The organism is Microbacterium sp. G2-16M (assembly GCF_055809115.1).
Genome location: NZ_CM147897.1, coordinates 2,381,624 through 2,404,028 on the forward strand (window position 1 = coordinate 2,381,624; position 22,405 = coordinate 2,404,028).

Here is a 22,405-nt window from a genome sequence, read left to right on the forward strand (position 1 = left end):
CGTGACACGGCGAGCAGGCACCGGCCCGTAGGATTGAGTCCACACCCCGAACGTCCCTGCCCGGGCACGGTACTTGCCGCGGCACGGGTGACGAGCACGAGGAGGCCGCACCGTGCTGCTGCTCCTCGCCGCGTTCGCCCTCGCTCCCCTGGTGCTCCCGTGGCTGGTCCACCTGCTCGGTCCCCGCGCGTTCTACGCCGCGGCCGCGGTGCCGATCGTCGCCTTCGTGCACACCGCCCTGCAGGCACCCGACGTGCTGGCCGGGCGGATTCCGTTCGAGGAATATCGCTGGATCCCCAGTCTCTCCGTCAGCATCTCACTGCGGATGGACACCCTCGGCTGGATCATGGCGCTGATCGTCACGGGCGTGGGGGCCGTCGTCCTGCTCTACTGCCGCTGGTACTTCGCGGCCGGTTCGAACGAGGGACTCGGGCAGTTCGCCGCCGTGCTGCTCGCCTTCGCCGGCGCCATGTACGGCCTGGTGCTCACCGACGACCTCGTCGTCCTGGTGATGCTGTGGGAGGTCACGAGCGTCCTGAGCTACCTGCTCATCGGCTTCTACCACCGGCGCGGTGCCAGCCGTCGGGCGGCGCTGCAGGCGCTGCTGGTGACCACCGTCGGCGGCCTGGTGATGCTGGTCGGCGTGGTGCTGCTGGTGGTGCAGGCGGGGACGACGAGCCTGTCCGGAATCATCTCGCTGGCCCCGACCGGTCCGATCGTGGATGCGGCGATCGTGCTGATCCTGGTCGGCGCGCTGAGCAAGTCGGCCATCTTCCCGTTCCACTTCTGGCTGCCCGGAGCCATGGCCGCGCCCACCCCGGTCAGTGCGTACCTGCACGCCGCCGCGATGGTCAAGGCCGGCATCTATCTGATCGCGCGGCTGGCCCCGGCCTTCGCCCTCGTCGGGCCGTGGCGGCCGATCCTGATCGCGCTCGGGACGTTCACGATGCTGCTGGGCGGCATCCAGGCGCTCCGCGAGACCGACCTCAAGCGCATCCTCGCGTTCGGCACGGTCAGCCAGCTGGGATTCCTCACCGTGGTGCTCGGGTACGGCACCCGCGACCTCGCCCTGGCCGGACTCGCGCTGCTGATCAGCCACGCGCTGTTCAAGTCCTGCCTCTTCCTGGTCGTCGGCGTGATCGACCGGCAGCTGTCCACCCGTGACATCCGCGAACTGAGCGGGGTGGGGCGGCAGACCCCGGTGCTGGCCACGTTCACGATCATCGCCATCTGCTCGATGGCGGGGGTGATCCCCACGATCGGCTTCGCCGCGAAGGAGGGGATCCTCGCGGCTCTGATCGACCAGACCACCCAGGCGTGGGGACTGGTCGCGCTGATCGGGGTCGTCCTGGGCTCCGTGCTCACCGCGGCCTACGGCATCCGCTTCGTCTGGGGCGCCTTCTGGCGCAAGAAGGCCCCCGACGGCGCGTATATGCCGGATACGGCATGGCCGGTGCCGCCGCGGGGATTCGTCGCGGCGCCGGTGCTGCTGTCGGGGCTGACGATCGTCGCCGGGCTGACAGCGTCGCTGCTGGATCCGGTCCTGGCCGGCTATGCCGACACCGTGGCGGGCCCGGGCGCCCACCCCGCCCACCTTGCGCTCTGGCACGGATTCGAGCCGGCCCTGTGGGTCTCGCTGGGCACGCTGGCCGTCGGCGCCCTCGTGTTCGCCGCCGCTCGTGCCGTGCAGTGGGACCGCTGGCGACGGGTCCTGCCGTTCACCGCGGTCGAGGTGTACAACCTCGCCCTGCGCGGAGTCGCGCGCGTCTCTGTCGCCGTGACCCGCACCACCCAGCGCGGATCGCTGCCGCTGTACGTGGCCACGATCTTCGTGGTCTTCGTCGCCGCCGAGGGCACCGCACTGCTGGCGGGATCGGACTGGCGCGCCGACCTGGCGGCGTGGCACACCCCGATGCAGCTGCTGGTGGCACCGTTGATGATCGTGGCCGGTCTGGTGGCCGTGCGTGCGCGGAAGCGGTACACCGGCGTGGTGCTGGTCTCGGTCACCGGACTGGGCATGATCCTGCTGTTCGCGACCAGCGGCGCCCCCGACCTCGCCGTGACCCAGGTGCTGGTCGAGACCGTCACGATGATCACGTTCGCGCTCGTGCTGCGCCGCATCCCGTCGCGGATGGGCGACCATCACGCCTCAGTGTGGCCGGTCGCGCGCGCCGTGCTCGGCGCGGCCGTCGGCCTGACCATGGCGGCGATCGCGATCGTGGCCACCGGTGCGCGGCAGGCCGCCCCCGTCTCCGACAGCTTCCCCGAGCTCGCGTACCAGCTCGGCCATGGCCGGAACGTCGTGAACGTGGCCCTGGTGGACCTGCGCGGCTGGGACACGATGGGCGAGCTGTCGGTGCTGATCCTGGCCGCCACCGGCGTGGCATCCCTCGTCTTCGTCACCCACCGCGCCGACCTGCTGTCCTCCACCGCCGCCCTGCCCGCCGCCGTCGGCCGCTCCCGCCGGCCGCTGGTGGAGACCGCGGACGGCCTGCGCCGCCAGACCGGGCAGACGCGCGGGCGCCGCGCGTGGCTGGTGGGCGGGCAGCGGGTCAGCGCGGGGGAGCGCTCGATCATGCTCGAGGTGATCGTGCGGATCCTGTTCCACACCATCATCGTCATCTCGCTCTACCTGCTGTTCGCCGGCCACAACCTGCCCGGCGGCGGATTCGCCGGGGGACTCGTCGCGGGCGTCGCCCTGGTGATGCGCTACATCGCCGGCGGCCGATACGAGCTCGGCGCGGCCGCGCCCACGGACGCCGGCCGGCTGCTGGGCGCCGGGATGACGCTGGCGGTGGCCTGCGCGATCATCCCGGTGTTCTTCGGGGCGGCACCGCTGACCAGTGCGGTGCTGGAGGCGGAGGTGCCCGTGCTCGGCCACGTCGAGTTCGTGACATCCACCATCTTCGACATCGGCGTCTACCTCGTGGTGATCGGGCTGGTGCTGGACGTGCTGCGCAGCCTCGGCGCCGAGGTCGACCGGCAGCTGCACGAGCTGACGGCCGAGCAGGCGGGTGCGCGATGAACGTCAGCGGCGTGCTCATCGTCATCATGGCCGTGCTGTTCGCGTGCGGCGTGTACGCGATGCTCGAGCGGAGCCTGACCCGGGTCCTCATCGGCTTCCTGCTGCTGGGCAACGCGGCCAATCTGCTGCTGCTGATCGTGATGGGTGTCCCCGGCGACGCGCCGTTCTTCGGCGAGGCCGACAAGGACACCATGAGCGACCCCCTGCCGCAGGCGCTGACCCTCACGGCGATCGTGATCACGTTCGCGGTGTCGGCGTTCCTGCTCGCGCTGATCTACCGGTCCTGGCAGCTCGGCCAGGCCGACACCGTCGAGGACGATGTGGAGGACGTCGCGCTGCGCGGGCCGGAGTGGGTCACCGAGGAGGACGCCCTGGACGATGAGGTCGAGGTCGAGGATGCCGACGAGAAAGTCACGACCGACTTCATCGGCACCTCCACCGCCCCGATCACCGTGCTGCACCATCGCGACCACCCGGCGATCGACGACGACGCGCCCACCGACCGGGGGGACCGCTCGTGAACGGGCTCATCCCGCTGATCGTCACGCTGCCGCTGCTGGGCGCGGCCGTGACGCTCGCGGCCGCACGCCGCCGGCGCGTCCAGGTCGCGGCATCCGTCATCACCCTGTCGGCCGTGCTCGTGATCGCCGCGATCCTGCTGGTGGCCGTGGATGCCTCGGACACACCGCTGGCCGTCTCGGTCGGCGGCTGGCCCATCCCGTTCGGCATCGTCCTGTACGTCGACCGGCTCTCGGCGCTGCTGGTGGGGGTCTCGGCGGTGGTGCTGCTGGCGGTGCTGCTGTTCTCGGTCGGCCAGGGCGCCGCCGACGGGGACGACGAGACGCCGATCTCGATCTTCCACCCGAGCTACCTGATCCTGGCGGCGGGGATCTTCAACGCGTTCATCGCCGGCGACCTGTTCAACCTCTATGTCGGGTTCGAGATCCTGCTGGTGGCGTCGTTCGTGCTGATCACGCTGGGCAGCACCGAGTCGCGGATCCGCACCGGCGTGGTCTACATCGTGGTCTCGCTGGTCTCGTCCATCCTGTTCCTCGCGGCGATCGCCATGATCTACGGGGCCCTGGGCACGGTGAACATGGCGCAGATCTCGGAGCGGATGGGGGAGCTGCCCGACTCCACCCAGCTTGTGCTCCATCTGATGCTGCTGATCGCGTTCGCGATCAAGGCGGCCGTGTTCCCGCTGTCGTTCTGGCTGCCTGACTCGTACCCGACCGCCCCCGCGCCGGTGACGGCCGTGTTCGCCGGGCTGCTGACCAAGGTCGGCGTGTACGCGATGATCCGCACCGAGACCCAGCTCTTCGCGAGCAGCGACATCAACACGGTCCTGCTGATCGTGGGCCTGGCCACGATGGTCGTCGGCATCCTGGGCGCACTGGCCCAGGCCGAGCTGAAGCGGATCCTGTCGTTCACCCTGGTCAGCCACGTCGGGTACATGGTGTTCGGGCTCGCGATCGCCACCCCGGCGGGTCTGGGGGCGACGGCGTACTACATCGTGCACCACATCGTCGTGCAGACGACGCTGTTCCTGGCGGTCGGGCTGATCGAGCGGCGGGCGGGCTCGACATCCATCCTGAAGGTCAAGGGGCTGATGCGCGCGGCCCCGCTGCTGGCGGTGCTGTTCTTCATCCCGGCGATCAACCTGGGCGGGCTGCCGCCGTTCTCGGGCTTCATCGGAAAGTACGCGCTGTTCGACGCGGCCGCCCAGGTGGGCACGCCGCTGATGATCGCACTGATCGTGGGCGGCATCGTCACCTCGCTGCTGACCCTGTACGCGCTGATGCGCGCCTGGAACCTCTCGTTCTGGCGCGAGGAGGACGAACCCGACGAGGCCGAGGCCGAGACGCTGTCGCGGGTGGCCTATCTGAAGGGCGCTCCGGCGGCCGCGGTCGAGACCGAGCAGCGCGTCATCCCGCGCATCATGACCGCCGCCACGGTGGGGATGGTGGGTGTGACCATCGCGCTGACCGTGTTCGCCGGCCCGCTGTACGACCTGTGCGCGCGGATCGGCGTGGGCATCGCCCAGCCGGTCCATCTGCAGCAGCTGCATGAGGAGGCCGGGGAATGAACGCCCTGAGGTCCGCCTGGCGGCAGATGCCGTTCTTCGTCTGGCTCATCGCGCTGTGGATGCTGCTGTGGGGGCAGTTCACCGTCCTCGCGTTCGTCACCGGGCTGGTCGTCGCGCTCGTGGTCACCCGGGTGTTCCGCCTGCCCCCGGCGGAGCTGTCCGGTCGGATCAACCTGTGGTGGGGCCTGGTGTACATCATCACGTTCCTCGGCGCCGTGGTGGTGGGCTCGCTCACCGTGGCCTGGCAGGCGGTCGATTGGCGCCGTCAGCCCGGCGCCGCGATCATCGCCGTCCCGCTGCGCACCGACGACGATCTGATCATGACGCACGTCGGGGTGACGGCATCCCTCATCCCCGGGTCGCTCGTGGTGCACACCGACCGTGAGCGGCGCATCATCTATCTGCACTTCATCGGCGTGCGCTCGATGGGCGACGTCGACAAGCTGCGCCGCAACGTGCAGCACTGGGAGGCGAGGATCGTGCGCGCCGTGGGCTCGCGTGCACAGCTGCAGCAGGTGCGGGATGCCGCGAGTTCGGGAGGCGGACGATGATCTGGCTGATGGGAGTGGTCTACGCGGTCTTCGCGGTGGCGGCGCTGGTGACGCTGTGGCGGATCGTGCGCGGCCCGTCGATCCTGGACCGCGCCGTCGCGGCCGACGTGCTGCTGACCGAGGTGATGTGCGTCCTCGGCGCCGACATGGTGTTCGCGCACCACACGAAGACCCTGCCGGTGCTGCTGATCATCGCGGCCGTGGGAGTGTTCGGCTCGATCGCGATCGCCCGATTCGTGGCGCGGAAGGAGCAGTGATGGACGCGGTGATGGATGTCGCGGCCGGCGTGCTCGTGCTGGTCGGCGCGCTGCTGTGCCTGACCGCGGCGATCGGCGTTGCCCGGTTCAAGGACGTGCCCACCCGGCTGCACGCGGCGACCAAGCCGCAGGTGCTCGGGCTGATGCTGATCTGCCTGGCGGTCGCGCTCGCGCTGCGGTCGTGGCCGATCACGGCGTTCCTGGTGCCGGTGGTGCTGATCCAGCTGGCGACCGCGCCGCTGGCCGCGCACATGGTCGGCCGGCAGGCCTACCGCAACGGTCGCATCGACGAGGCCTCGATGGTCGTCGACGAACTGCGCGACGCGCGCGACCCCGACGCCTGATCCCGCGCGCGGCTGCGCCGCCCGCCGCCCGCCGCCGGCGGCGGGGTCGCCGGGCGGGTCAGTACCAGCCGTTGGCCTGCGAGTGGCCCCAGGCACCGCACGGGGTGCCGTAGCGGCTCTTGATGTAGCCCAGTCCCCACTTGACCTGGACGGTGGCGCTGTCCTGCCAGCCGGCGCCCATCTTCGAGCCCGGGAGGGCCTGCGGGATGCCGTACGCGCCGCTCGGGTTGGCGGCGTGGTAGTTCCAGCCGGACTCGCGGTTCCACAGCGAGTTCAGGCACGAGAACTGGTCGCCGCCCCAGCCGTAGGTGCCGGCCATGTAGCTGCGCGCGAACGCGCGGGCCGCCGACGGGGAGTTGCCTCCGGACGAGGCGGGTGCGGACGAGCCGACCGAGGCCGGTGCGGCGGAGCGGGCCGACGCCTGCTCGGCGGCACGCGCGGCGGCCTGGCGCTTCGCCTCGGCGGCGGCGGCCTTGCGCGCGCGCTCCTTGGCGGCCTTGGCCTCGGCGGCCTTCTTGGCCTGGACCTTGTCGTGGTGCACCACCTGCGCGGCGACGGATGCCGTCATCTTGCGCAGATCGGCGGTCAGGGTCTTCGCGGTGTCGGCCGACATGCTCTCGGACTGCTCGACGAGAGCGATCTGCACGCCCAGGTTGCCGGTGCTGACCTTGCCGTGGGCCAGCTTCGCGGTGCCGACGGCGACACTGGCGAAGTAGGCGGCATCGCGGTCCACGGTGCGCACGACGGGGGCCGCGACCGGGTCGGCGACGGCCACGGCGGTGCGCGGGGCGGCACTGGCGGGAACGGCGACGACTCCGAGGGATGCGGCGACGGTCACCGCGGCGAGGAGGAACTTGCGGGGGCGGGTGAGGGTGCGAAGGCGCACGGGGCTCCGATGTTCATGCTGTCCCGCCGTGTGCCCACCGCTCCTGTGGGGCGGTGGGTGACAGGCACGCGTTCAGCTCGCGCAACCCGGACGGGCTGGTCCTCTCGGCACGGCATGTCCTCCAGCGCACGGCGACGGAGGATGCTGAAACCGTTCGACCGCGGAGGCCGGACCGAGACATCCACCCCACGACTCGGGTGCCGAACGGCGGACTGGACCACGGTAAGGGCGGTTTCTGGACGGTTCATCCGAGAAGCCTGACCGGGAGGTGATAACGGTCCGATAACGAATCGGCGTGTCGACGTGCGTCGGGCGCGGTACTACGGGGCCAGTACCAGCGTGTGCGTGGCGTCGGCGGCGACCGCCTTGGCCGAGAACGGCCAGGGCAGCGGGGTCACATGCTGCCAGGCATCCGTCTGGTCGTAGTAGTTCGGATGGAACGCGTGACCGCTCTCGCCGGTGAGGTTGTTCCAGGTCGACGCATCCAGATCCGACAGGTCGACGACCATGCGCATCGACGGCACCGTGACGACGCTGAAGTCGTCGCCGATGTCCCAGCCCGTGGCATCCACCACCGACGAGCCGCCGCCGACCGGGAACGGCCCGCGGTTGAACAGCCACTCGATCGGCGCGATCCCGCTGGTGCCGAACGAGCCGTTGGTCAGAGTGAGGGTGTGGATGCCGCCCCACGTCCAGCTCTCCGGGTTCGGGCCCTCGGTCTTCGCAAGGCGCCGGTAGGCGTCGGTCGCGGCCTTGGCGAGCATCTGGTCCCGGCCGGACACGCCGATGGTGTCGTTGGTCCACCACGACGAGTCGGGCTGGCCGAGCAGCGTGTCGACGACGAGGAACAGCCGGGCCTGGTCGGTGACCGGCGCCGGGGCGTCCCGACGCGAGAACAGATCCTGCGCCAGTTCGTCCCAGACGACGTTGGCGTACGCGGCGGCCGCCGAGTCGACGTCGTTGTGGCCGTCCCACAGATCGAACAGGTCCAGCGCCGACTGCACGTCCTTGTCGTCGACCGTGATGTCCGAGTACGCGGCGATGAGCTTCTTGCCGATCCAGAAGTCCGTGTCGGCCTGGATGGTGCGCATGTCCTCGGCGGTCAGCTTGTGCGAGGCGGACCTGCGCTCGATGAGGTCGACGATGCGCGCGGCGCGCCAACCGTAGTCCCAGTCATCGGTGAGGAAGTACGGGTAGTCCTTGCCCACGATCGCGTTGTTCGCGGTCACGATGTAGCCCGAATCGGGGTTGTACGAGACGGGGAGCTTCTCGAACGGGATGAAGCCCTTCCAGTCGTACGCCGGATCCCATCCCGGCTGCGGCATCGACCCGTCGCCCTTGCCGCGCAGCGGTAGCTTGCCCGGCGCCTGGTAGCCGATGTTGCCGTCGATGTCGGCGTAGATCAGGTTCTGCGCCGGGACGTCGAACTGCCGCGCCGCCGCGCGGAACCCGGCGAAGTCCTGCGCCGTGTCCAGCGTGAAGATCGCCTCGGCGGTGGTGCCGGGCGTCAGCGCGGTCCACTTCAGGGCCACCGCCGTCTCGCCGTCGGGCGCATCGGTCGGGGCGGTGACGGTGCCGCCGGTGCCGGTGTGCGGATCCTTCGCGATCGTCTCGTCGTCGCCGTTCACGCTCGAGATGATCGGACCGTTGTTCGTCGAGCGGATCTCGAGATCGACATCCTTCCCTCCGGCCACCTTGATCTTCTCGTGCGTGATCGTCAGCGGCACGAGCGTGCCGTCGCGCCAGTACTTCTCGCCCTGGATCTTCTCCAGGTACAGGTCGGTGACGTCGGTGGTGAGGTTCGTGAAGCCCCAGGCGATCGTCGCGTTGTGGCCGATGATCACCCCGGGCACGCCCGAGAAGCCGAATCCGGCGACGTCGAACGGGCACTTCGCCGACACCGTGGCGCACTTCAGGCCGATCTGATGCCAGACGCTGGGCATCGCTGCGCCGAGGTGCGGATCGTTGGCCAGCAGCGGCTTGCCCGAGGCGGTCAGGTCGCCCGAGACGACCCACGAATTGGAGCCGATCCCCTCGCCGGCCCCGCCGACCAGGGCGCTGGCCGCCTCGATCACGGAGTCGACGTGCGACCAGGTCACGGATGCCGGAGCCACCGACGTGGGGGGCGCCTTGGCCTTCGGTGCATCCGTGGTCAGCGTCGGCACGATCACCGGGTTCTGATCGAACGGATACTTCGGGTAGAGCTCGTCGATCTGCGCCGCGGAGTAGCCGTCGGCGGCCAGCAGGGCGCGGGACGTCTCCTCGACGAGGTTCGAGCGCAGATCCCACGCCATCGCCTTCAGCCACGCGAGCGAGTCGGCGATCGTCCACTTCTCGATCGTGTAGTCCGGGTTCTGCAGGCCGAGCACCGCGTACTCGAGCGAGACGGCGGCGCCGTCGTGGGCGGCGAGGTAGTCGTTCACGCCATCGGCGTAGGCCTGGTAGTACGCCTTCGCGTCGTCCGAGAGGAGGTCGACCTCCTTCTCGGCGACGGCGCGCCAGCCCAGCGTCCGCAGGAACCGGTCGGTGCCCAGCTGAGACTTCCCGAACAGCTCGGACAGCCGGCCGCTGGTGACGTGCCGGCGGAAGTCCATCTCCCAGAACCGGTCCTGCGCGTGCACGTACCCCTGGGCAAAGAACAGGTCGTGCGGGTCCGCGGCGGTGAGGGTGGGGATGCCGCGGTCATCGCGCTGCACCGTCACGGCGTGGTTCAGACCCTGTGCCGTGACCGTGCCGTCCAGCTGCGGAAACGAGCGCTGGATCGTGAACGTGACGACGCCGGCGGCGACGAGGGCGATCGCGGTGAGTCCGGCGACGACCGCGAACGCGATGATCCCGATCCTGCGGCCGAGCGATCGCTTCGGCCGGGTGCCGGGGGTGCCAGGGGTGGCGGACTCGGGCACGGGGGACGTGTGCGACATTGACGCTCTTTCAGTGCGGGCGCCCGCGGGTTCGGGTGACGCAGGCATCCTGGCATCGTATCGTCCCCCGTCTTCGCCTCGGGATCGTACGATCTGGCCGGGTGCACATCAATCTCGGCCAAAACTGATGTGCATTCGGCCAAATCGTACGATTTCAACGAGGAGGAGGAGGGGGCGGGGGCGGCTAGCCGATCAGGCTGGGCTGCAGGTCGCGCAGCGTGCGGCGGTGGGTCATCCGGGTCACACCGAGCGCCGCGAGCACGAGCGCCCCGACCAGCCAGGCGGCCAGCACGAGCAGGTCGCCCCCGGCACGCGCCAGGTCGCCGCCGTACATCAGCTGCCGCATGGCATCGACGACGTAGCCCATCGGCAGCACGTGGTGCAGCCCGGCCAGCGGCGCGGGCAGCGTCTGCCAGGGGAACGTGCCGCCGGCCACGACCAGCTGCAGCACCATCAGCACCAGCCCGAGGAACTGGCCCACCGAGCCGAGCCACACGTTCAGCGCAAGGATGATGGCCGCGTAGGTGAAGGATGCCGCGACCATCACGCCGAGCGTGCCCCACGGGTTCGCGAACCCGAAGCCGAGGGCCAGCGCGAGCACCCCGAACAGTCCGACCATCTGGACGCCGCCGAGCAGGGCCGGCGTCAGCCAACCGGCCATCGTCACCCGCACCGGCCGGCGCAGGGCCGTCACCGCCCGACGCGAGACCGGCTTGACGATCAGGAAGAGGGCGTAGATGCCGATCCAGCCCGCCAGCGCCGCGAAGAAGGGCGCCAGTCCCGCGCCGTAGTTCGCCGCGGATGCGGCCTTCGCCGAGTGCACATCCACCGGGTCCGAGATGGTCTTGGCCTGCGCGGCCCGCACGTCGGCGGTGGATGCCGGGATCTGTCCGACCCCGTCGCGCAGGCCGTCGCGCAGCTCGGCCGCGCCGTCCGTGAGGGTGCCGAGCCCGGTCTGCAGCCGGGCGGCGCCGTCGCGCAGCTGCGCGGATCCGGAGGCCGCGGCATCCGCCCCGTCCGCCACCTGCGATGCGCCGTCGGCGACTCGACGCGCACCGCTGGTGAGCTCGCCGGCGCCTCCGGCGACCTGGTCGGCCCCGGTGGCGAGCTGGTCGACCTTGTCGACGGCGGCCTGCACCTGCGCATCGCCGGCGCGCGCCTTCTCGGCGAGCGGGTCGAGCGTAGCCAGGACGACATCGATGTCGGCGGCATCCAGTCCCTTGTCGGCGAGCACGCGGGTGATGTCGGCGCGGGCGGTGGGCAGCGCATCCGTGACCCGCTGCACGGCCGTGCCTGCGCGGTCGGCATAGTCCGCGATCTGCCGGGTGCCGGCCGCGACCTGCTGCGCGCCCGCCGTGAGACTCTGCGCGCCCGTGACGAGCTGTGCTGAGCCGTCGGCGACTCGATGGGCGCCGGTCGCCAGGGTGCTCGCGCCGGAGGCGAGGTCGGTCGCACCGTCGTGCAGCGTCGCGGCGCCCGTCCCCGCCTGGGCCGCGCCGTCGGTGAGCTGGGCGGCGCCATCGGCCGCTGTGACCAGGCTGCCGCGGATGTCCGACAGCGCGGTGAGCAGCCGCCCGGCGGCCTCGCGGCCGACGAGCTCAGCCACCGAGCGGCGGATCTTCTCGACGGCCTGGTCGCCGATCGTGGACGCGAGGTAGTTGTTGGCGTCGTTGGTCTCCAGCTCGATCAGCGCCTGGTGCGGAGCAGCGCCCGAGACGCTGGTCAGCGCCGCGGAGAAATCGCTGGGCAGCGTCACGGTGAAATCGACCTCGCCGTCGTGCAGGGCAGTGGCGGCGTCGGCGGCCGTCATGCGGTGCCAGTCGAACGCCTTGCCCGCAAGCAGCTCGTCCGCCACCCGATCGCCGTAGTTCACGGCATCCGCATCGTGGGATGCCGCGACGCCGTCATCCTCGACGACCAGCGCCACCGGCACTTCGCTGAACTGGCCGTACGGGTCTTGGTTCGCCCACAGGTACAGCCCGCCGTACAGGATCGGCACGGCGATCAGCGCGATCAGCGCGAGCACGGCCATCTTCGTCGAGGTCAGCCGCCGCAGCTCGGCTGTGATCATCGCGGGGATCTTCACCGGTCCTCCTCGGGCTCGGGTGCGTCGTCGGATGCCTCGGGCTCGGATGCCTCGGGCTCGGATGCCTCGGGCTCGGATGCCTCGGGCTCGGACGCCTCGTCGGCGAGTGGCTCGTCGGACGTCTCGTCTGCGACGGCGGGAGACTCGGGCGAGAGAAGGATGCCCGAGTCCTCGAACGTCCTTCCCTCGGCGGAATCTTCTTCTCCCGTCGGCTCGTCAAGAGGCTCAGCCTCAGGCCCGGCCTCCTCCTCAGCCTCCGGCGAGACGGCGCGCAGCACCATCGCGGCGGCCCTGCCGGTGATCGCGAGCATGGCGTACCCGCGGGCGGCGAAGCCGTCGACGACCTCCCACCAGTCCAACGGGCTTCCGCCGTGCCGATCCGGCGAGACCAGGACCATGCCCTCGACGTCGCGCCGCAGCGCGGTCAGCTCGAGCAGCAGCGCCACGCGGTCTCGTGCGGCGACGGCCGAGATCGGCATCCGCACCAATCCGGCGAAGCCGTTCTCATCCAGCCACCGGCGGGCCGAGATGACGTTCGACGCGCGTCCGGCGAACATCAGCTCCTCCTCGACGAGCCCCAGCACGGTGACGTTCGGGGCCGGATCGCAGACCTCCGGCGCATCCACGAGTGCCACCCGGCGACGGATCTCGCGGCCGGCGTCTGCGCCGTCGAGCAGGACCTGCCCGGCGTCCGGCCGCATCCGCCCCGAGGCGACCAGGCCGAGCACGGTGGGTCGCTGCTCGGTCTCGGGCTCGATCAGCACCGCCTGCCCGGTCGCGAACGACACCGACACCGGATCCAGCGCCCGAGCCCGCTGCGGCCCCTTGGCGACCGCGTGGAGTTCGATCTTCATTCCCGCTCCTCCGCCGGTTCGGCCAACAGCGCATCGGACTCGGTCCAGCTCAGACCGGCGGCGCCGAGCACGGCCCGCGCGGCGAGTCGGTGATCCCGGGCGAGTTCGGGGTCGACCCGAGTGATGACGCCGCGCGCGGCCTCTTCGACCAGACGCGCCGCCACCGTCGGCGGGATGTCGCGCCGCAGCACGTCCCGCTCGTAGCCGCGCGCGCAGATCTCGGCGAGCCGCGCGCGCACCGGCGCCAGGGCATCGGCGGTGCGGGCGACGAGGCGATCCTGCAGTGCGAGGGCCGCCGCGGCGTGCACGTGCTCGGCCTCGGCCCACAGTTCGCGGGCCAGGTGGGCGAGGGCGACGCGCGGGTCGTCGTCGGTCACGGCCGCCGCGACCGCATTGAACCGCTCGGCGCCGCTCGCGATCACCGCGTCGATGAGCGCATCGCGGTCGGCGAAATGACCGTAGAAGGCGCGACGGGTCAGGCCGGCCGCGCGCGTGATGGTGTCGACCGAGGCCGCCGGGTCGTCGGCGAGGACGGAGAGTGCCGCGCCGAGGATGCCCGCCCGGTTCTGCTCGGCGTCGCGCCGACGCGGGGGAAGTGCTGTGTTCACGACATCCAGGATAGAACTTGCACACCTCTGTGCACAAATAGTTTGCACAAGACTGTGCAAACTCGCAGGATGCCGCGGTCCGCTCGTCCTCGGAAGCGCCAGTCCTCAGTCGGCGCCGGCCCTCAGTCGGTGCCGGCGTCGAAGGCGGCGCCCTCGACGGCCTCGTTGACCGCCGCGGCCGCCTGCTGCGTCTCGGATCCCGCCTCGGAGATCTCGTCGGCGGCGCCCTGCTCGAGCTGTCCGACCAGGTCGCGGGTCGCTCCGCCGATCAGTCCCAGCCCGGCGTACTGCTCGAGCCGGCCCCGCGAGTCGGCGATGTCGAGGTTGCGCATCGTGAGCTGCCCGATGCGGTCGACCGGACCGAACGCGGCGTCGCCGACGCGCTCCATCGACAGCTTCTCCGGCTGATAGGACGAGTGTGCGGCGACGGTGTCCAGGATCGTGTAGTCCTCGCCGCGGCGCAGCCGCAGGGTGACGACGCCCGTGATCACCGAGCCCACCCACTTCTGGATCGACTCGCGCAGCATGAGCGACTGCGGCTCGAGCCAGCGGCCCTCGTACATCAGCCGGCCCAGGCGCCGCCCCTGCTCGTGGTACGTGGCGAGGGTGTCCTCGTTGAGGATGGCGTTGACCAGGCGCTCGTACGCGATGAACAGCAGGGCCATGCCCGGCGCCTCGTAGATGCCGCGCGACTTCGCCTCGATGATGCGGTTCTCGATCTGATCGCTCATGCCCAGGCCGTGCCGTCCGCCGATGCGGTTGGCCTCCAGCACGAGCTCGACCGGGTCGCCGAACTCGACGCCGTTCAGCGCCACCGGGCGCCCCTCGGCGAACGCGATCGTCACGTCCTCGGTGTCGATCTGCACGGCCGGGTCCCAGAACCGCACGCCCATGATCGGCTCGACCGTCTCGAGCGAGACGTCCAGGTGCTCCAGGGTCTTCGCCTCGTGGGTCGCGCCCCAGATGTTCGCGTCGGTCGAGTAGGCCTTCTCGGCCGAGTCACGGTACGGGAAGCCGTGCGCGACGAGCCACTCGCTCATCTCCTGGCGGCCGCCGAGCTCGCTGACGAAGTCGGCGTCCAGCCACGGCTTGTAGATGCGCAGCGCCGGGTTCGCCAGCAGCCCATAGCGGTAGAACCGCTCGATGTCGTTGCCCTTGTAGGTGGAGCCGTCGCCCCAGATGTCGACGCCGTCCTCCTTCATCGCGCGCACCAGCAGGGTGCCGGTCACGGCGCGCCCGATCGGCGTGGTGTTGAAGTAGGTGCGACCGCCCGAGCGGATGTGGAACGCGCCGCACGCGAGGGCGCCCAGGCCCTCCTCGACGAGGGCGCGCCGGCAGTCCACGATCCGCGCGACCTCGGCTCCGTACTCGAGCGCACGGCCGGGGATCGCCTCGATGTCGTCCTCGTCCGGCTGACCCAGATCGCCGGTGTAGGTGCAGGGCACGGCGCCCTTGTCGCGCATCCACGCGACGGCCACCGAGGTGTCAAGACCGCCCGAGAAGGCGATGCCGACGCGCTCGCCGACGGGCAGGGACTGCAGGACTTTGGACATGCGCCCAAGTCTACAAAGAGGCGGGATGCCGCACCCGCGCCGCCCGCTTCCGCCCCGTCCACACGACCGCCGCGCCGACGCCCACGATCACGATCGCGATCGCGACGATGTACAGCGCCACGGTGCCGTAGCCGTTCGCGAAATTGTGCGGATCCAGGAAGGGGTAGGGGTACCACCAGCCGTCGCCGGTCACCGGACTCGTCGTGAGCGGGCCGCGCACGAGCGTGTACACCGCCCAGGCGATCGGGAAGGCGGCGATGACGAAGAGCGCGCGCCGGCGCAGTGATCGTCGCCGCGCGCCGAGGAGCACATCCAGGAGCAGGAAGAGCGGCGCGATCAGGTGCAGGATCTCGTTCGACCAGGGGATCGGCTCGCTGCCCTGCGGAAGCGTGATTCCGCGCAGCAGCACGTTGTAGACGACGCCGGTGACGATCATGTACGTCGAGACGCATGCCAGCGCCAGGGCGAGCCCGTTCGGCTCCTGGGTCGCGCTCTTCCCCCGCGTCCAGTACCATGCCGCCGCCCAGAGCAGGACGATCGCCGCCGCGACGTTGGAGAGGATCGTGAAGAAGCTGAAGAAGTTCGCCGCGGTGGTGGCCAGGTCCCGGCCCCGCTCGGCGGAGGTCGACATCGACGTCGTGAACTGGGCGATCACCGCCACGAGGATGGCGACGGCCAGCACGAGCCGGAGCGCCGTCCAGACGGTCGCGAACGTGCCCGAGGGTCGACTCATGTCCCCACTGTAGGGAAGCGGGCGGCGGTGCGATACGACCGCGGATGCCGGAGCCCGGTCGATAGGATGGGGCGTAACCCGTTCGACCACAACCCGGGGGCCCACTCATGCCAGGAATCGTCATCGTCGGAGTCCAATGGGGGGACGAGGGCAAGGGCAAGGCCACCGACCTCCTCGGTGAGCGCACCGACTGGGTGGTGAAGTTCAACGGCGGCAACAACGCCGGCCACACGGTTGTGGTCGGCGACGAGAAGTACGCGCTGCACCTGCTGCCCAGCGGCATCCTCACCCCCGGCGTCACGCCGGTGATCGGCAACGGAGTGGTGGTCGACCTCGAGGTGCTGTTCAGCGAGCTCGAGGCGCTCACCGCCCGCGGCGTGGACGTGTCGCGGCTGAAGATCAGCGCCAACGCGCACATCATCACGCAGTACCACCGCACCCTCGACAAGGTCACCGAGCGGTTCCTCGGCAAGCGGCAGATCGGGACCACGGGTCGCGGAATCGGCCCGACGTACGCCGACAAGATCAACCGCGTCGGCATCCGGGTGCAGGACCTGTTCGACGAGAACATCCTCCGGCAGAAGGTCGAGGGGGCGCTCGATCAGAAGAACCACCTGCTGCTGAAGGTCTACAACCGCCGCGCGATCACCTGCGACGAGGTCGTCGACGACCTGCTGTCGTACGTCGACCGGCTCCGGCCGATGGTCGCCGATACGGCGCTCCTGCTCGACCAGGCGCTGGATGCCGGCGACGTGGTCGTGTTCGAGGGCGGCCAGGCCACGATGCTCGACATCGACCACGGCACCTATCCGTTCGTGACCTCGTCCTCGGCGACCGCCGGCGGAGCGGCGACCGGGGCCGGCGTCGGGCCGAACCGGCTCGACCGGATCGTCGGGATCGTGAAGGCGTACACCACCCGCGTCGGCTCGGGGCCGTTCCCGACCGAGCTGTTCGACGAATCGGGGGAGTGGCTGCGCTCGCGCGGTTTCGAGTTCGGCACCACGACCGGGCGGCCGCGCCGGGTCGGCTGGTACGACGCCCCCGTCACCCGCTACGCGACCCGGATCAACGGCATCACCGACCTCGTGCTGACCAAGCTCGACATCCTCACCGGGCTGGAGCAGATCCCGGTCTGCGTCGCCTACGACGTGGACGGTCGCCGCTTCGACGAGGTGCCGGTCAATCAGACCGACTTCCACCACGCCACGCCGATCTACGAGTACCTGCCCGGCTGGAGCGAGGACATCACCACGGCCCGATCGTTCGACGACCTGCCGCAGACCGCCCGAGACTACGTGCTCGCACTCGAGGCCATGAGCAACACCCGCATCTCGGTGATCGGCGTCGGCGCGGCTCGCGATGCGGTGGTCGTGCGCCACGACCTCGTCGACTGATGCGGCTCTTCACGGGCGGCTACACCGCCGACATGGACGGCGCGGCCACCGGCATCGGCACGCTGCTGGCCGGCGCCGCGGACGACGTGCTGGCCGGCGGCCCGCTCGGATTCGCGGGGGATGCCGTGGCCACCGGCGGGTCGCCGTCGTGGATCACCGCCCACCCCGCGCGGGACGTGGTCTACGCCGCGCTCGAGGCGGACGGCGCCGTGCAGGCATTCGCCCGCACGGGCGAGGCGTCCTTCACCAGGCTGGGCGCGCCGGTCGACGCCGGCGCCCTGACCTGCCACGTCGCGGTCGCGCCGGACGGCGGCTCGCTGGTCGCATCCTGCTGGGGCGACGGGCGCGTGGTGCGGATGAGCCTGGATGCCGACGGCCGGCCGTCCGCGCCGGTGATCGCCGAGGCGGCGGTCGACCCGTATGCCGAGCCGGACCCCTTCGCCGAGTCCGACGCACAGCTGTTCGCCGGGGCGGTCGACCTGCGGCATCCCGCCTCCGACCCTCGCGGGGATGGCGGCGGAGACGAGGATGACGGGGACAGGGACGGGGACGCCGGGGGGCGCACGTCGCACACGCACCAGGCCATCTTCCTGCCCGGCGGGCTCGTGGCCACGACCGACATGGGTCTGGACCTCGTGCGGTTCTGGCGCCCGGCAGCCACCGGGCTGCGGCCCGCCGGCGCCGTCGTGCTGCCGCGCGGCTGCGGTCCCCGGCACATGCGCTGGCACCCCAGCGGCCACCTGTACGTGATCACCGAGCTCTCGCGCGAGGTGTTCGTGCTCGTGCCGGACGCATCGGCGACCTGGCGCGTGGTCGGCGGCACTCCGCTGGCCCCGGGCCTGCTCGACGACGACACGGCGGCCGAGCTGGCGGCATCCCGCGACGGAGAGTTCCTCTACGCCGGCATCCGTGGCTCGAACACCATCGCCACGCTGCGCGTGCGCGGCGACGGATCCGAGCTGCAGTCGATCGCGCTGGTCGACTCCGGCGTGGACTGGCCGCGGCACCACGTCGTGCTCCGCGACACGCTGCTGGCGGCAGGCCAGCGCTCGAACGAGGTCGCCTCGCTCACGCTGGACGCGCACTCCGGCGTGCCCGGCCGGGTGCGGTACCGCACCGCCGTGCCGTCGCCGACCTGCCTGCTGCCGACGCGCTGATCCCGCTAGACCTTCGCGTCCTGGCGGGGGATCAGCACCTGTTTGATGATGAGCAGGATCGACGCGGTGACCGGAATGGCCACGAGCGCCCCGAGCAGCCCCAGCAGGGTGCCGCCCACGAGCGCGCCGATGACCACGAGCGAGCCCGGCACCGACACCGCCTTGTTCATCACGCGCGGGGTCAGCACGTACGCCTCGATCTGCATGTAGATGAGGTAGATGATGGCGAAGATCAGCGCACCCAGAGGGCTGGAGAACAGCGCGATCATCGACCCGATGATCCAGAACAGCACCGAGCCGACCAGCGGGATCAGCGTGATCGAGAACGCCACCACCGCCATCAGCAGCGGGAACGGCAGCCCCAGGAACGTGTAGAGCAGGAACGCGACGATCGAGTTGAAGAACGCCAGCACCACCATGCCGCCGAGGTAGCCGCCGATCGAGTTGGTGATCTGCTCGGTGATCGAGGTGACCGTCGGCCGGTTGCGCGCCGGTGTCAGCCGCGCGAACGAGACCTTCATGGCGGGCAGCGACGCGAGGAAGTACAGGCTGAGCACCAGGACGATGATCAGCCCCGAGATCGTCGTGCCGATGGTGATGCCGACCTTCACCACGCCGCCGCCGATGGCCGCGATGTTCGACGGGTTGGTCAGGAAGCCCTGGATCTGCTTGAGGATGTCGCCGACCTGGTCGCCGAGGTTGTCCTGCAGCCAGGCGAACAGCGCGGAGTTCTGGAAGTTCGCGATGAGCGCCGGGATGTCTCTGATGAACTGGCTGATCTGCTGGACCACCGTCGGGATGATCAGCCACAGCACGCCGACCAGGATCACCGCGAACCCGGTGAAGACGATGACGATGCTCCACGCGCGCGTGACGCCGTGCCGCTCGAGGAACCGCACCACCGGGTCGAGGCCGAGGGCGGCGAACAGGGCGAACACGACGTAGATGATCACGGTCGACAGGTTCGATACCGCCAGGCCGAGGAGGATCGCCACCAGGGCGCCCAGGGTGACGAAGAAGCCCAGGGCGAACGGGTGGTTCAGGCTCGCCCAGAACGTGCGCGACGGCGGGGCCTCGCCGGACTGCGCCGCGATGGCGTCGGTGGCGGCGCCGGTCGAGCCGCTCGGCGCGGTCGTCACCGGTGCGGGGGCGGATGCCGCGGCATCCGATGCTGCGGCGGACTCGCTGGTGGCGTCGGTCATGCAGACACTCTATGGGCGGGGTGGGTCCGGGACCGGGACGGATGCCGCGCGCCGTCATGCGGCGCGGGCAGAAGCGGTGTGCGCGATACCCTCGAATTCGCGCGCTCGCGTGCGGGCGGATGCAGGGAGGACGCCATGACCGACGACGGCAACGCCGACCCGATCGACACGCTCCGGCGACTGCGGGGCAGCATCGACAACATCGACGCCGCACTCATCTATCTGCTCGCCGAGCGCTTCAAATGCACCAAGCAGGTCGGCCGGCTCAAGGCGGTGCATCGGATGCCGCCGTCCGATCCGGCTCGGGAGGAGCAGCAGATCGGACGGCTGCGCCGCCTCGCCGAAGAGGCTGACCTCGACCCCGAGTTCGCCCAGAAGTGGTTCGGGTTCGTCGTGGCCGAGGTCATCCGCCATCACGAGGCGGCCGCCGAGGAGGGCTGACAGGTCAGGGGACGGCCCGGCGCAGCAGCGCGAACGCGACGACGGCGAGCACCGCGACCAGCAGCAGCCCCCAGAGGGTGAGGCCGATCGCGCCCAGCGACGCGAACCAGCTGAAGACGGCGACCCACGCGTTCAGCCGCCCGACGATCCACATTGCTACTACCAGGAGCAGGGCCAGGCCGATGCCCACGAGGGTCAGTCCGATCGTGCCGAACCGCTTGTACACGGTCGCGGCGGTGAATCCGACGACGAAGAAGAGCATCGCCACCATGAAATAGAACAGCGCCGCGGTCGCGACACCGCCCGCCCACACCCAATCCAGCGCGAAGAACCAGCCGTTCATGCCCCAGCCGTGGGTGGCCTGCTCCAGCAGACCGCCGATCACGAACACGGCCGACAGGATCGCGCTGGTGATCGCGGCGGTCAGCAGAGTGCCGAGGAAGAACTCGCGCCGGGTGACGCTCATCGCCTGGGAGAACGGGAACGTGAGGGTCAGCGCCTGCATCCCGACGACTCCGAAGTACCACAGCGGCGCCTGCGCACCGCCGCCGTACATCGCCACGTCGCCACCCGCGCTGCGCACGATCGCGAAGATCGCGAGCGTGATCACCACCATGCTGACGAAGATGATCAGCGGGATCCAGATGTAGGTCATGCGGTTGATCAGCTGCATCCGCACGACCTTGACGATGCGGTTGCCGCTGCCCGTGACGGGCTGGGCGATGGCGGTCATCGCACTGCTCCTTCCGTTGTGGCGCGGCCGGACTCGGCCGCGTGCTGGGTCATGCGCACGATCAGCTGCTGCAGTGAGACGGGTGTGACGTCCAGGCCGTCGGCGGCCAGCCGGCGGCGGTCCTCGTCGTCGACCCGGCCGAGCATCGTGACCGAGGCGATGCGGCCGAGCCGCTCGCGATGCAGCACCTCGTGATCGGCGACGAATGCGTCCACCGACGCCGCGTCGCCCACGATCGTGGCCGCGCGATCGCGCAGCTGGTCGGTCGACTCATCCATCACCATCCGCCCGGCGTCGATGACCAGCACCCGCTCGATCAGGTTCGAGACCTCGTCGATCAGGTGGCTGGACAGGATGATGGTGCGCGGGTATTCCGCATAGTCGGCGAGCAGTCGGTCGTAGAAGATCTGCCGGGCCACGGCATCCAGTCCGAGGTAGGGCTCGTCGAAGAACGTGATCTCGGCGCGCGAGGCCAGTCCGATGATCACCCCGACCGCGGACAGCTGGCCGCGGGACAGCTTCTTGATCCGCCGGTTCAGCGGCAGCTGGAAGTCCTCGATCAGCCGTTCGCACAGGTCCTGATCCCAGTGCGGGAAGAAGAGGCGCGCGGTGGCGAATGCGTGCCGGGCGTGGGCGTCGTCGGGGTACTTCTGCCCCTCGCGGACGAAGCAGACCCGCTGCAGCACGTGAGCGTTCTCGTACGGATGCTCGCCGAACACGCGCACCTCGCCGTGCGTGGCGAAGCTCTGCGCGGTCAGGATCGACATGACCGTGGTCTTGCCGGCGCCGTTGCGGCCCAGGAGGCCGTAGATGGTGTCCTGCTCGATCGTGAAGCTGACGTCGTCCACGGCGAGGGTGTCGCCGTAGCGCTTGGTGAGGCCTTCGACCTCGATGACCGATGTCATGGTGTGTTCCCTTCTGCGGGCTGGACGCTCGCGGATGTGCGCTCGCGGATGAGTGCGGCCAACTCCTCCGGCTCGAGCTCGAGCCGGCGCGCCTCGATCAGGAGGGGATCGACGTAGCGCTCGGCGAAGGCGGTGCGTCGCTCGGCCAGGAGGCGCGCACGCGCTCCGGGCGCGACGAACATCCCGATTCCACGGCGCTTGTACAGCACGCCCTTGTCCACGAGCATTCCGATTCCTTTCGCGGCGGTGGCGGGGTTGATCCGGTAGAAGGCGGCCAGCTCGTTGGTGGACGGCGCCTGCGTCTCTTCGGCGAGGCTGCCGTCGATGATCGAGCCTTCGACGCTCTCTGCGATCTGCAGGAAGAGCGCTCTGCCGTCATCGACCACGTTGCTCCTCGATGTTCCTCGGTTAGTTGCTTGACTAGGTAACCAGTGGGGCCGCCCCATGTCAAGCGCGGGTCGCCCGAAAGCGGGCTCGGTTTGCGGGTTTCTATCGACGGGCGTAATGTCGTTAGATGGGCCTTGTGCCCTTGACGACCAGTCCGCGACCGCGTCGTCTGCTCCTGGGGAGCCGCACACGTGGGCGTATGGTCGGCGGTCTTGGCGACGGACCCGATGTGTGTCGCCGGTACGCGTATTATCTGGAGCCGCTCGTGCGGTGCCGCGATGC

The 22,405-nt window shown here is 70.2% G+C and carries 20 protein-coding genes; 9 read left to right on the forward strand and 11 right to left on the reverse strand.

The genetic code is table 11. The features are described from left to right. The first annotated feature begins 112 nt into the window (after positions 1-112). Genes AC0L6F_RS11345 through mnhG form a run of 6 tightly spaced genes read left to right on the forward strand, consistent with a single transcriptional unit; the run spans position 113 to position 6,263 of the window. Entirely contained in the window at positions 113-3,025 is a 2,913-nt protein-coding gene (locus AC0L6F_RS11345) for a Na+/H+ antiporter subunit A (RefSeq protein ID WP_473537971.1), read from the forward strand. Next, on the forward strand, positions 3,022-3,546 hold the full coding sequence (locus tag AC0L6F_RS11350) for a Na(+)/H(+) antiporter subunit C (protein WP_473537972.1): 525 nt from the start codon (positions 3,022-3,024) through the stop codon (positions 3,544-3,546). Before AC0L6F_RS11345 ends, AC0L6F_RS11350 begins: the two co-directional genes overlap by 4 nt. After that, a complete protein-coding gene (locus AC0L6F_RS11355; RefSeq protein ID WP_473537973.1) occupies positions 3,543-5,111 on the forward strand; it encodes a Na+/H+ antiporter subunit D in 1,569 nt (522 codons plus the stop codon). Before AC0L6F_RS11350 ends, AC0L6F_RS11355 begins: the two co-directional genes overlap by 4 nt. Then, entirely contained in the window at positions 5,108-5,662 is a 555-nt protein-coding gene (locus AC0L6F_RS11360) for a Na+/H+ antiporter subunit E (protein WP_473537974.1), read from the forward strand. The genes AC0L6F_RS11355 and AC0L6F_RS11360 overlap by 4 nt, the downstream gene beginning before the upstream one ends. Next, entirely contained in the window at positions 5,659-5,919 is a 261-nt protein-coding gene (locus tag AC0L6F_RS11365) for an MrpF/PhaF family protein (RefSeq protein ID WP_259610883.1), read from the forward strand. Before AC0L6F_RS11360 ends, AC0L6F_RS11365 begins: the two co-directional genes overlap by 4 nt. Further along, on the forward strand, positions 5,919-6,263 hold the full coding sequence (gene mnhG, locus AC0L6F_RS11370) for a monovalent cation/H(+) antiporter subunit G (protein WP_274636695.1): 345 nt from the start codon (positions 5,919-5,921) through the stop codon (positions 6,261-6,263). The genes AC0L6F_RS11365 and mnhG overlap by 1 nt, the downstream gene beginning before the upstream one ends. Positions 6,264-6,321: 58 nt before the next feature. On the opposite strand, the gene AC0L6F_RS11375 is transcribed toward mnhG, so the two are convergent. The 7 genes from AC0L6F_RS11375 to AC0L6F_RS11405 form a co-directional block, all read right to left on the reverse strand. Beyond that, a complete protein-coding gene (locus AC0L6F_RS11375) occupies positions 6,322-7,149 on the reverse strand; it encodes an aggregation-promoting factor C-terminal-like domain-containing protein (RefSeq protein ID WP_473537975.1) in 828 nt (275 codons plus the stop codon). A gap of 320 nt (positions 7,150-7,469) precedes the next feature. Then, positions 7,470-10,070 carry a penicillin acylase family protein gene (locus AC0L6F_RS11380; protein WP_473537976.1) on the reverse strand — a complete coding sequence of 867 codons (2,601 nt, stop codon included), beginning with the start codon at positions 10,068-10,070 and terminating at the stop codon, positions 7,470-7,472. A gap of 184 nt (positions 10,071-10,254) precedes the next feature. Then, complete coding sequence (locus AC0L6F_RS11385; protein WP_473537977.1) at positions 10,255-12,156, reverse strand: YhgE/Pip family protein; 1,902 nt, start codon at positions 12,154-12,156, stop codon at positions 10,255-10,257. After that, positions 12,153-13,010 carry a hypothetical protein gene (locus AC0L6F_RS11390; protein ID WP_473537978.1) on the reverse strand — a complete coding sequence of 286 codons (858 nt, stop codon included), beginning with the start codon at positions 13,008-13,010 and terminating at the stop codon, positions 12,153-12,155. The genes AC0L6F_RS11385 and AC0L6F_RS11390 overlap by 4 nt, the downstream gene beginning before the upstream one ends. Further along, the gene (locus AC0L6F_RS11395; protein ID WP_259610888.1) at positions 13,007-13,618 is read right to left on the reverse strand and encodes a TetR/AcrR family transcriptional regulator; all 612 of its coding nucleotides are present in this window, start codon (positions 13,616-13,618) and stop codon (positions 13,007-13,009) included. Before AC0L6F_RS11395 ends, AC0L6F_RS11390 begins: the two co-directional genes overlap by 4 nt. 122 nt (positions 13,619-13,740) lie before the next feature. Further along, positions 13,741-15,171, reverse strand: coding sequence for an argininosuccinate synthase (argG, locus tag AC0L6F_RS11400; protein ID WP_274636700.1), 1,431 nt, complete (start codon positions 15,169-15,171; stop codon positions 13,741-13,743). Between the two features lie 10 nt (positions 15,172-15,181). After that, positions 15,182-15,904: a Pr6Pr family membrane protein gene (locus AC0L6F_RS11405; protein WP_274636701.1), complete on the reverse strand. Its 723-nt coding sequence runs from the start codon at positions 15,902-15,904 to the stop codon at positions 15,182-15,184. Positions 15,905-16,011: 107 nt separating this feature from the next. Between AC0L6F_RS11405 and AC0L6F_RS11410 the strand changes: the two genes are divergently transcribed. Next, on the forward strand, positions 16,012-17,298 hold the full coding sequence (locus tag AC0L6F_RS11410) for an adenylosuccinate synthase (protein ID WP_274636702.1): 1,287 nt from the start codon (positions 16,012-16,014) through the stop codon (positions 17,296-17,298). Further along, a complete protein-coding gene (locus tag AC0L6F_RS11415) occupies positions 17,298-18,455 on the forward strand; it encodes a lactonase family protein (protein WP_473537979.1) in 1,158 nt (385 codons plus the stop codon). The genes AC0L6F_RS11410 and AC0L6F_RS11415 overlap by 1 nt, the downstream gene beginning before the upstream one ends. 5 nt (positions 18,456-18,460) lie before the next feature. On the opposite strand, the gene AC0L6F_RS11420 is transcribed toward AC0L6F_RS11415, so the two are convergent. Then, positions 18,461-19,657 (reverse strand): AI-2E family transporter, encoded by a 1,197-nt coding sequence (locus tag AC0L6F_RS11420; protein WP_473537980.1) that lies wholly within the window; start codon positions 19,655-19,657, stop codon positions 18,461-18,463. A gap of 135 nt (positions 19,658-19,792) precedes the next feature. Here AC0L6F_RS11420 and AC0L6F_RS11425 point away from each other — a divergent pair, with 135 nt between their 5' ends. After that, the gene (locus AC0L6F_RS11425) at positions 19,793-20,098 is read left to right on the forward strand and encodes a chorismate mutase (protein ID WP_274636705.1); all 306 of its coding nucleotides are present in this window, start codon (positions 19,793-19,795) and stop codon (positions 20,096-20,098) included. 4 nt (positions 20,099-20,102) lie between these two features. Here AC0L6F_RS11425 and AC0L6F_RS11430 read toward each other — a convergent pair whose 3' ends face one another. The 3 genes from AC0L6F_RS11430 to AC0L6F_RS11440 are packed head-to-tail and all read right to left on the reverse strand — an operon-like array spanning position 20,103 to position 22,122. Continuing rightward, positions 20,103-20,831, reverse strand: a complete 729-nt coding sequence (locus AC0L6F_RS11430; RefSeq protein ID WP_473537981.1) for a hypothetical protein — start codon at positions 20,829-20,831, stop codon at positions 20,103-20,105. Then, the gene (locus AC0L6F_RS11435) at positions 20,828-21,736 is read right to left on the reverse strand and encodes an ABC transporter ATP-binding protein (protein WP_473537982.1); all 909 of its coding nucleotides are present in this window, start codon (positions 21,734-21,736) and stop codon (positions 20,828-20,830) included. Before AC0L6F_RS11435 ends, AC0L6F_RS11430 begins: the two co-directional genes overlap by 4 nt. Continuing rightward, positions 21,733-22,122 carry a GntR family transcriptional regulator gene (locus tag AC0L6F_RS11440; protein WP_473537983.1) on the reverse strand — a complete coding sequence of 130 codons (390 nt, stop codon included), beginning with the start codon at positions 22,120-22,122 and terminating at the stop codon, positions 21,733-21,735. The genes AC0L6F_RS11435 and AC0L6F_RS11440 overlap by 4 nt, the downstream gene beginning before the upstream one ends. Positions 22,123-22,405 lie beyond the last annotated feature (283 nt).

Excerpts from the sequence above, each read along its gene's own strand:
- AC0L6F_RS11350 (WP_473537972.1), top strand. The coding sequence starts at position 3,022 with ATGAACGTCAGCGGCGTGCTCATCGTCATCATGGCCGTGCTGTTCGCG.
- AC0L6F_RS11360 (WP_473537974.1), top strand. The coding sequence starts at position 5,108 with ATGAACGCCCTGAGGTCCGCCTGGCGGCAGATGCCGTTCTTCGTCTGG.
- AC0L6F_RS11365 (WP_259610883.1), top strand. The coding sequence starts at position 5,659 with ATGATCTGGCTGATGGGAGTGGTCTACGCGGTCTTCGCGGTGGCGGCG.
- mnhG (WP_274636695.1), top strand. The coding sequence starts at position 5,919 with ATGGACGCGGTGATGGATGTCGCGGCCGGCGTGCTCGTGCTGGTCGGC.
- AC0L6F_RS11380 (WP_473537976.1), bottom strand. The coding sequence starts at position 10,070 with ATGTCGCACACGTCCCCCGTGCCCGAGTCCGCCACCCCTGGCACCCCC.
- AC0L6F_RS11390 (WP_473537978.1), bottom strand. The coding sequence starts at position 13,010 with ATGAAGATCGAACTCCACGCGGTCGCCAAGGGGCCGCAGCGGGCTCGG.
- argG (WP_274636700.1), bottom strand. The coding sequence starts at position 15,171 with ATGTCCAAAGTCCTGCAGTCCCTGCCCGTCGGCGAGCGCGTCGGCATC.
- AC0L6F_RS11405 (WP_274636701.1), bottom strand. The coding sequence starts at position 15,904 with ATGAGTCGACCCTCGGGCACGTTCGCGACCGTCTGGACGGCGCTCCGG.
- AC0L6F_RS11410 (WP_274636702.1), top strand. The coding sequence starts at position 16,012 with ATGCCAGGAATCGTCATCGTCGGAGTCCAATGGGGGGACGAGGGCAAG.
- AC0L6F_RS11415 (WP_473537979.1), top strand. The coding sequence starts at position 17,298 with ATGCGGCTCTTCACGGGCGGCTACACCGCCGACATGGACGGCGCGGCC.
- AC0L6F_RS11420 (WP_473537980.1), bottom strand. The coding sequence starts at position 19,657 with ATGACCGACGCCACCAGCGAGTCCGCCGCAGCATCGGATGCCGCGGCA.
- AC0L6F_RS11425 (WP_274636705.1), top strand. The coding sequence starts at position 19,793 with ATGACCGACGACGGCAACGCCGACCCGATCGACACGCTCCGGCGACTG.
- AC0L6F_RS11430 (WP_473537981.1), bottom strand. The coding sequence starts at position 20,831 with ATGACCGCCATCGCCCAGCCCGTCACGGGCAGCGGCAACCGCATCGTC.
- AC0L6F_RS11435 (WP_473537982.1), bottom strand. The coding sequence starts at position 21,736 with ATGACATCGGTCATCGAGGTCGAAGGCCTCACCAAGCGCTACGGCGAC.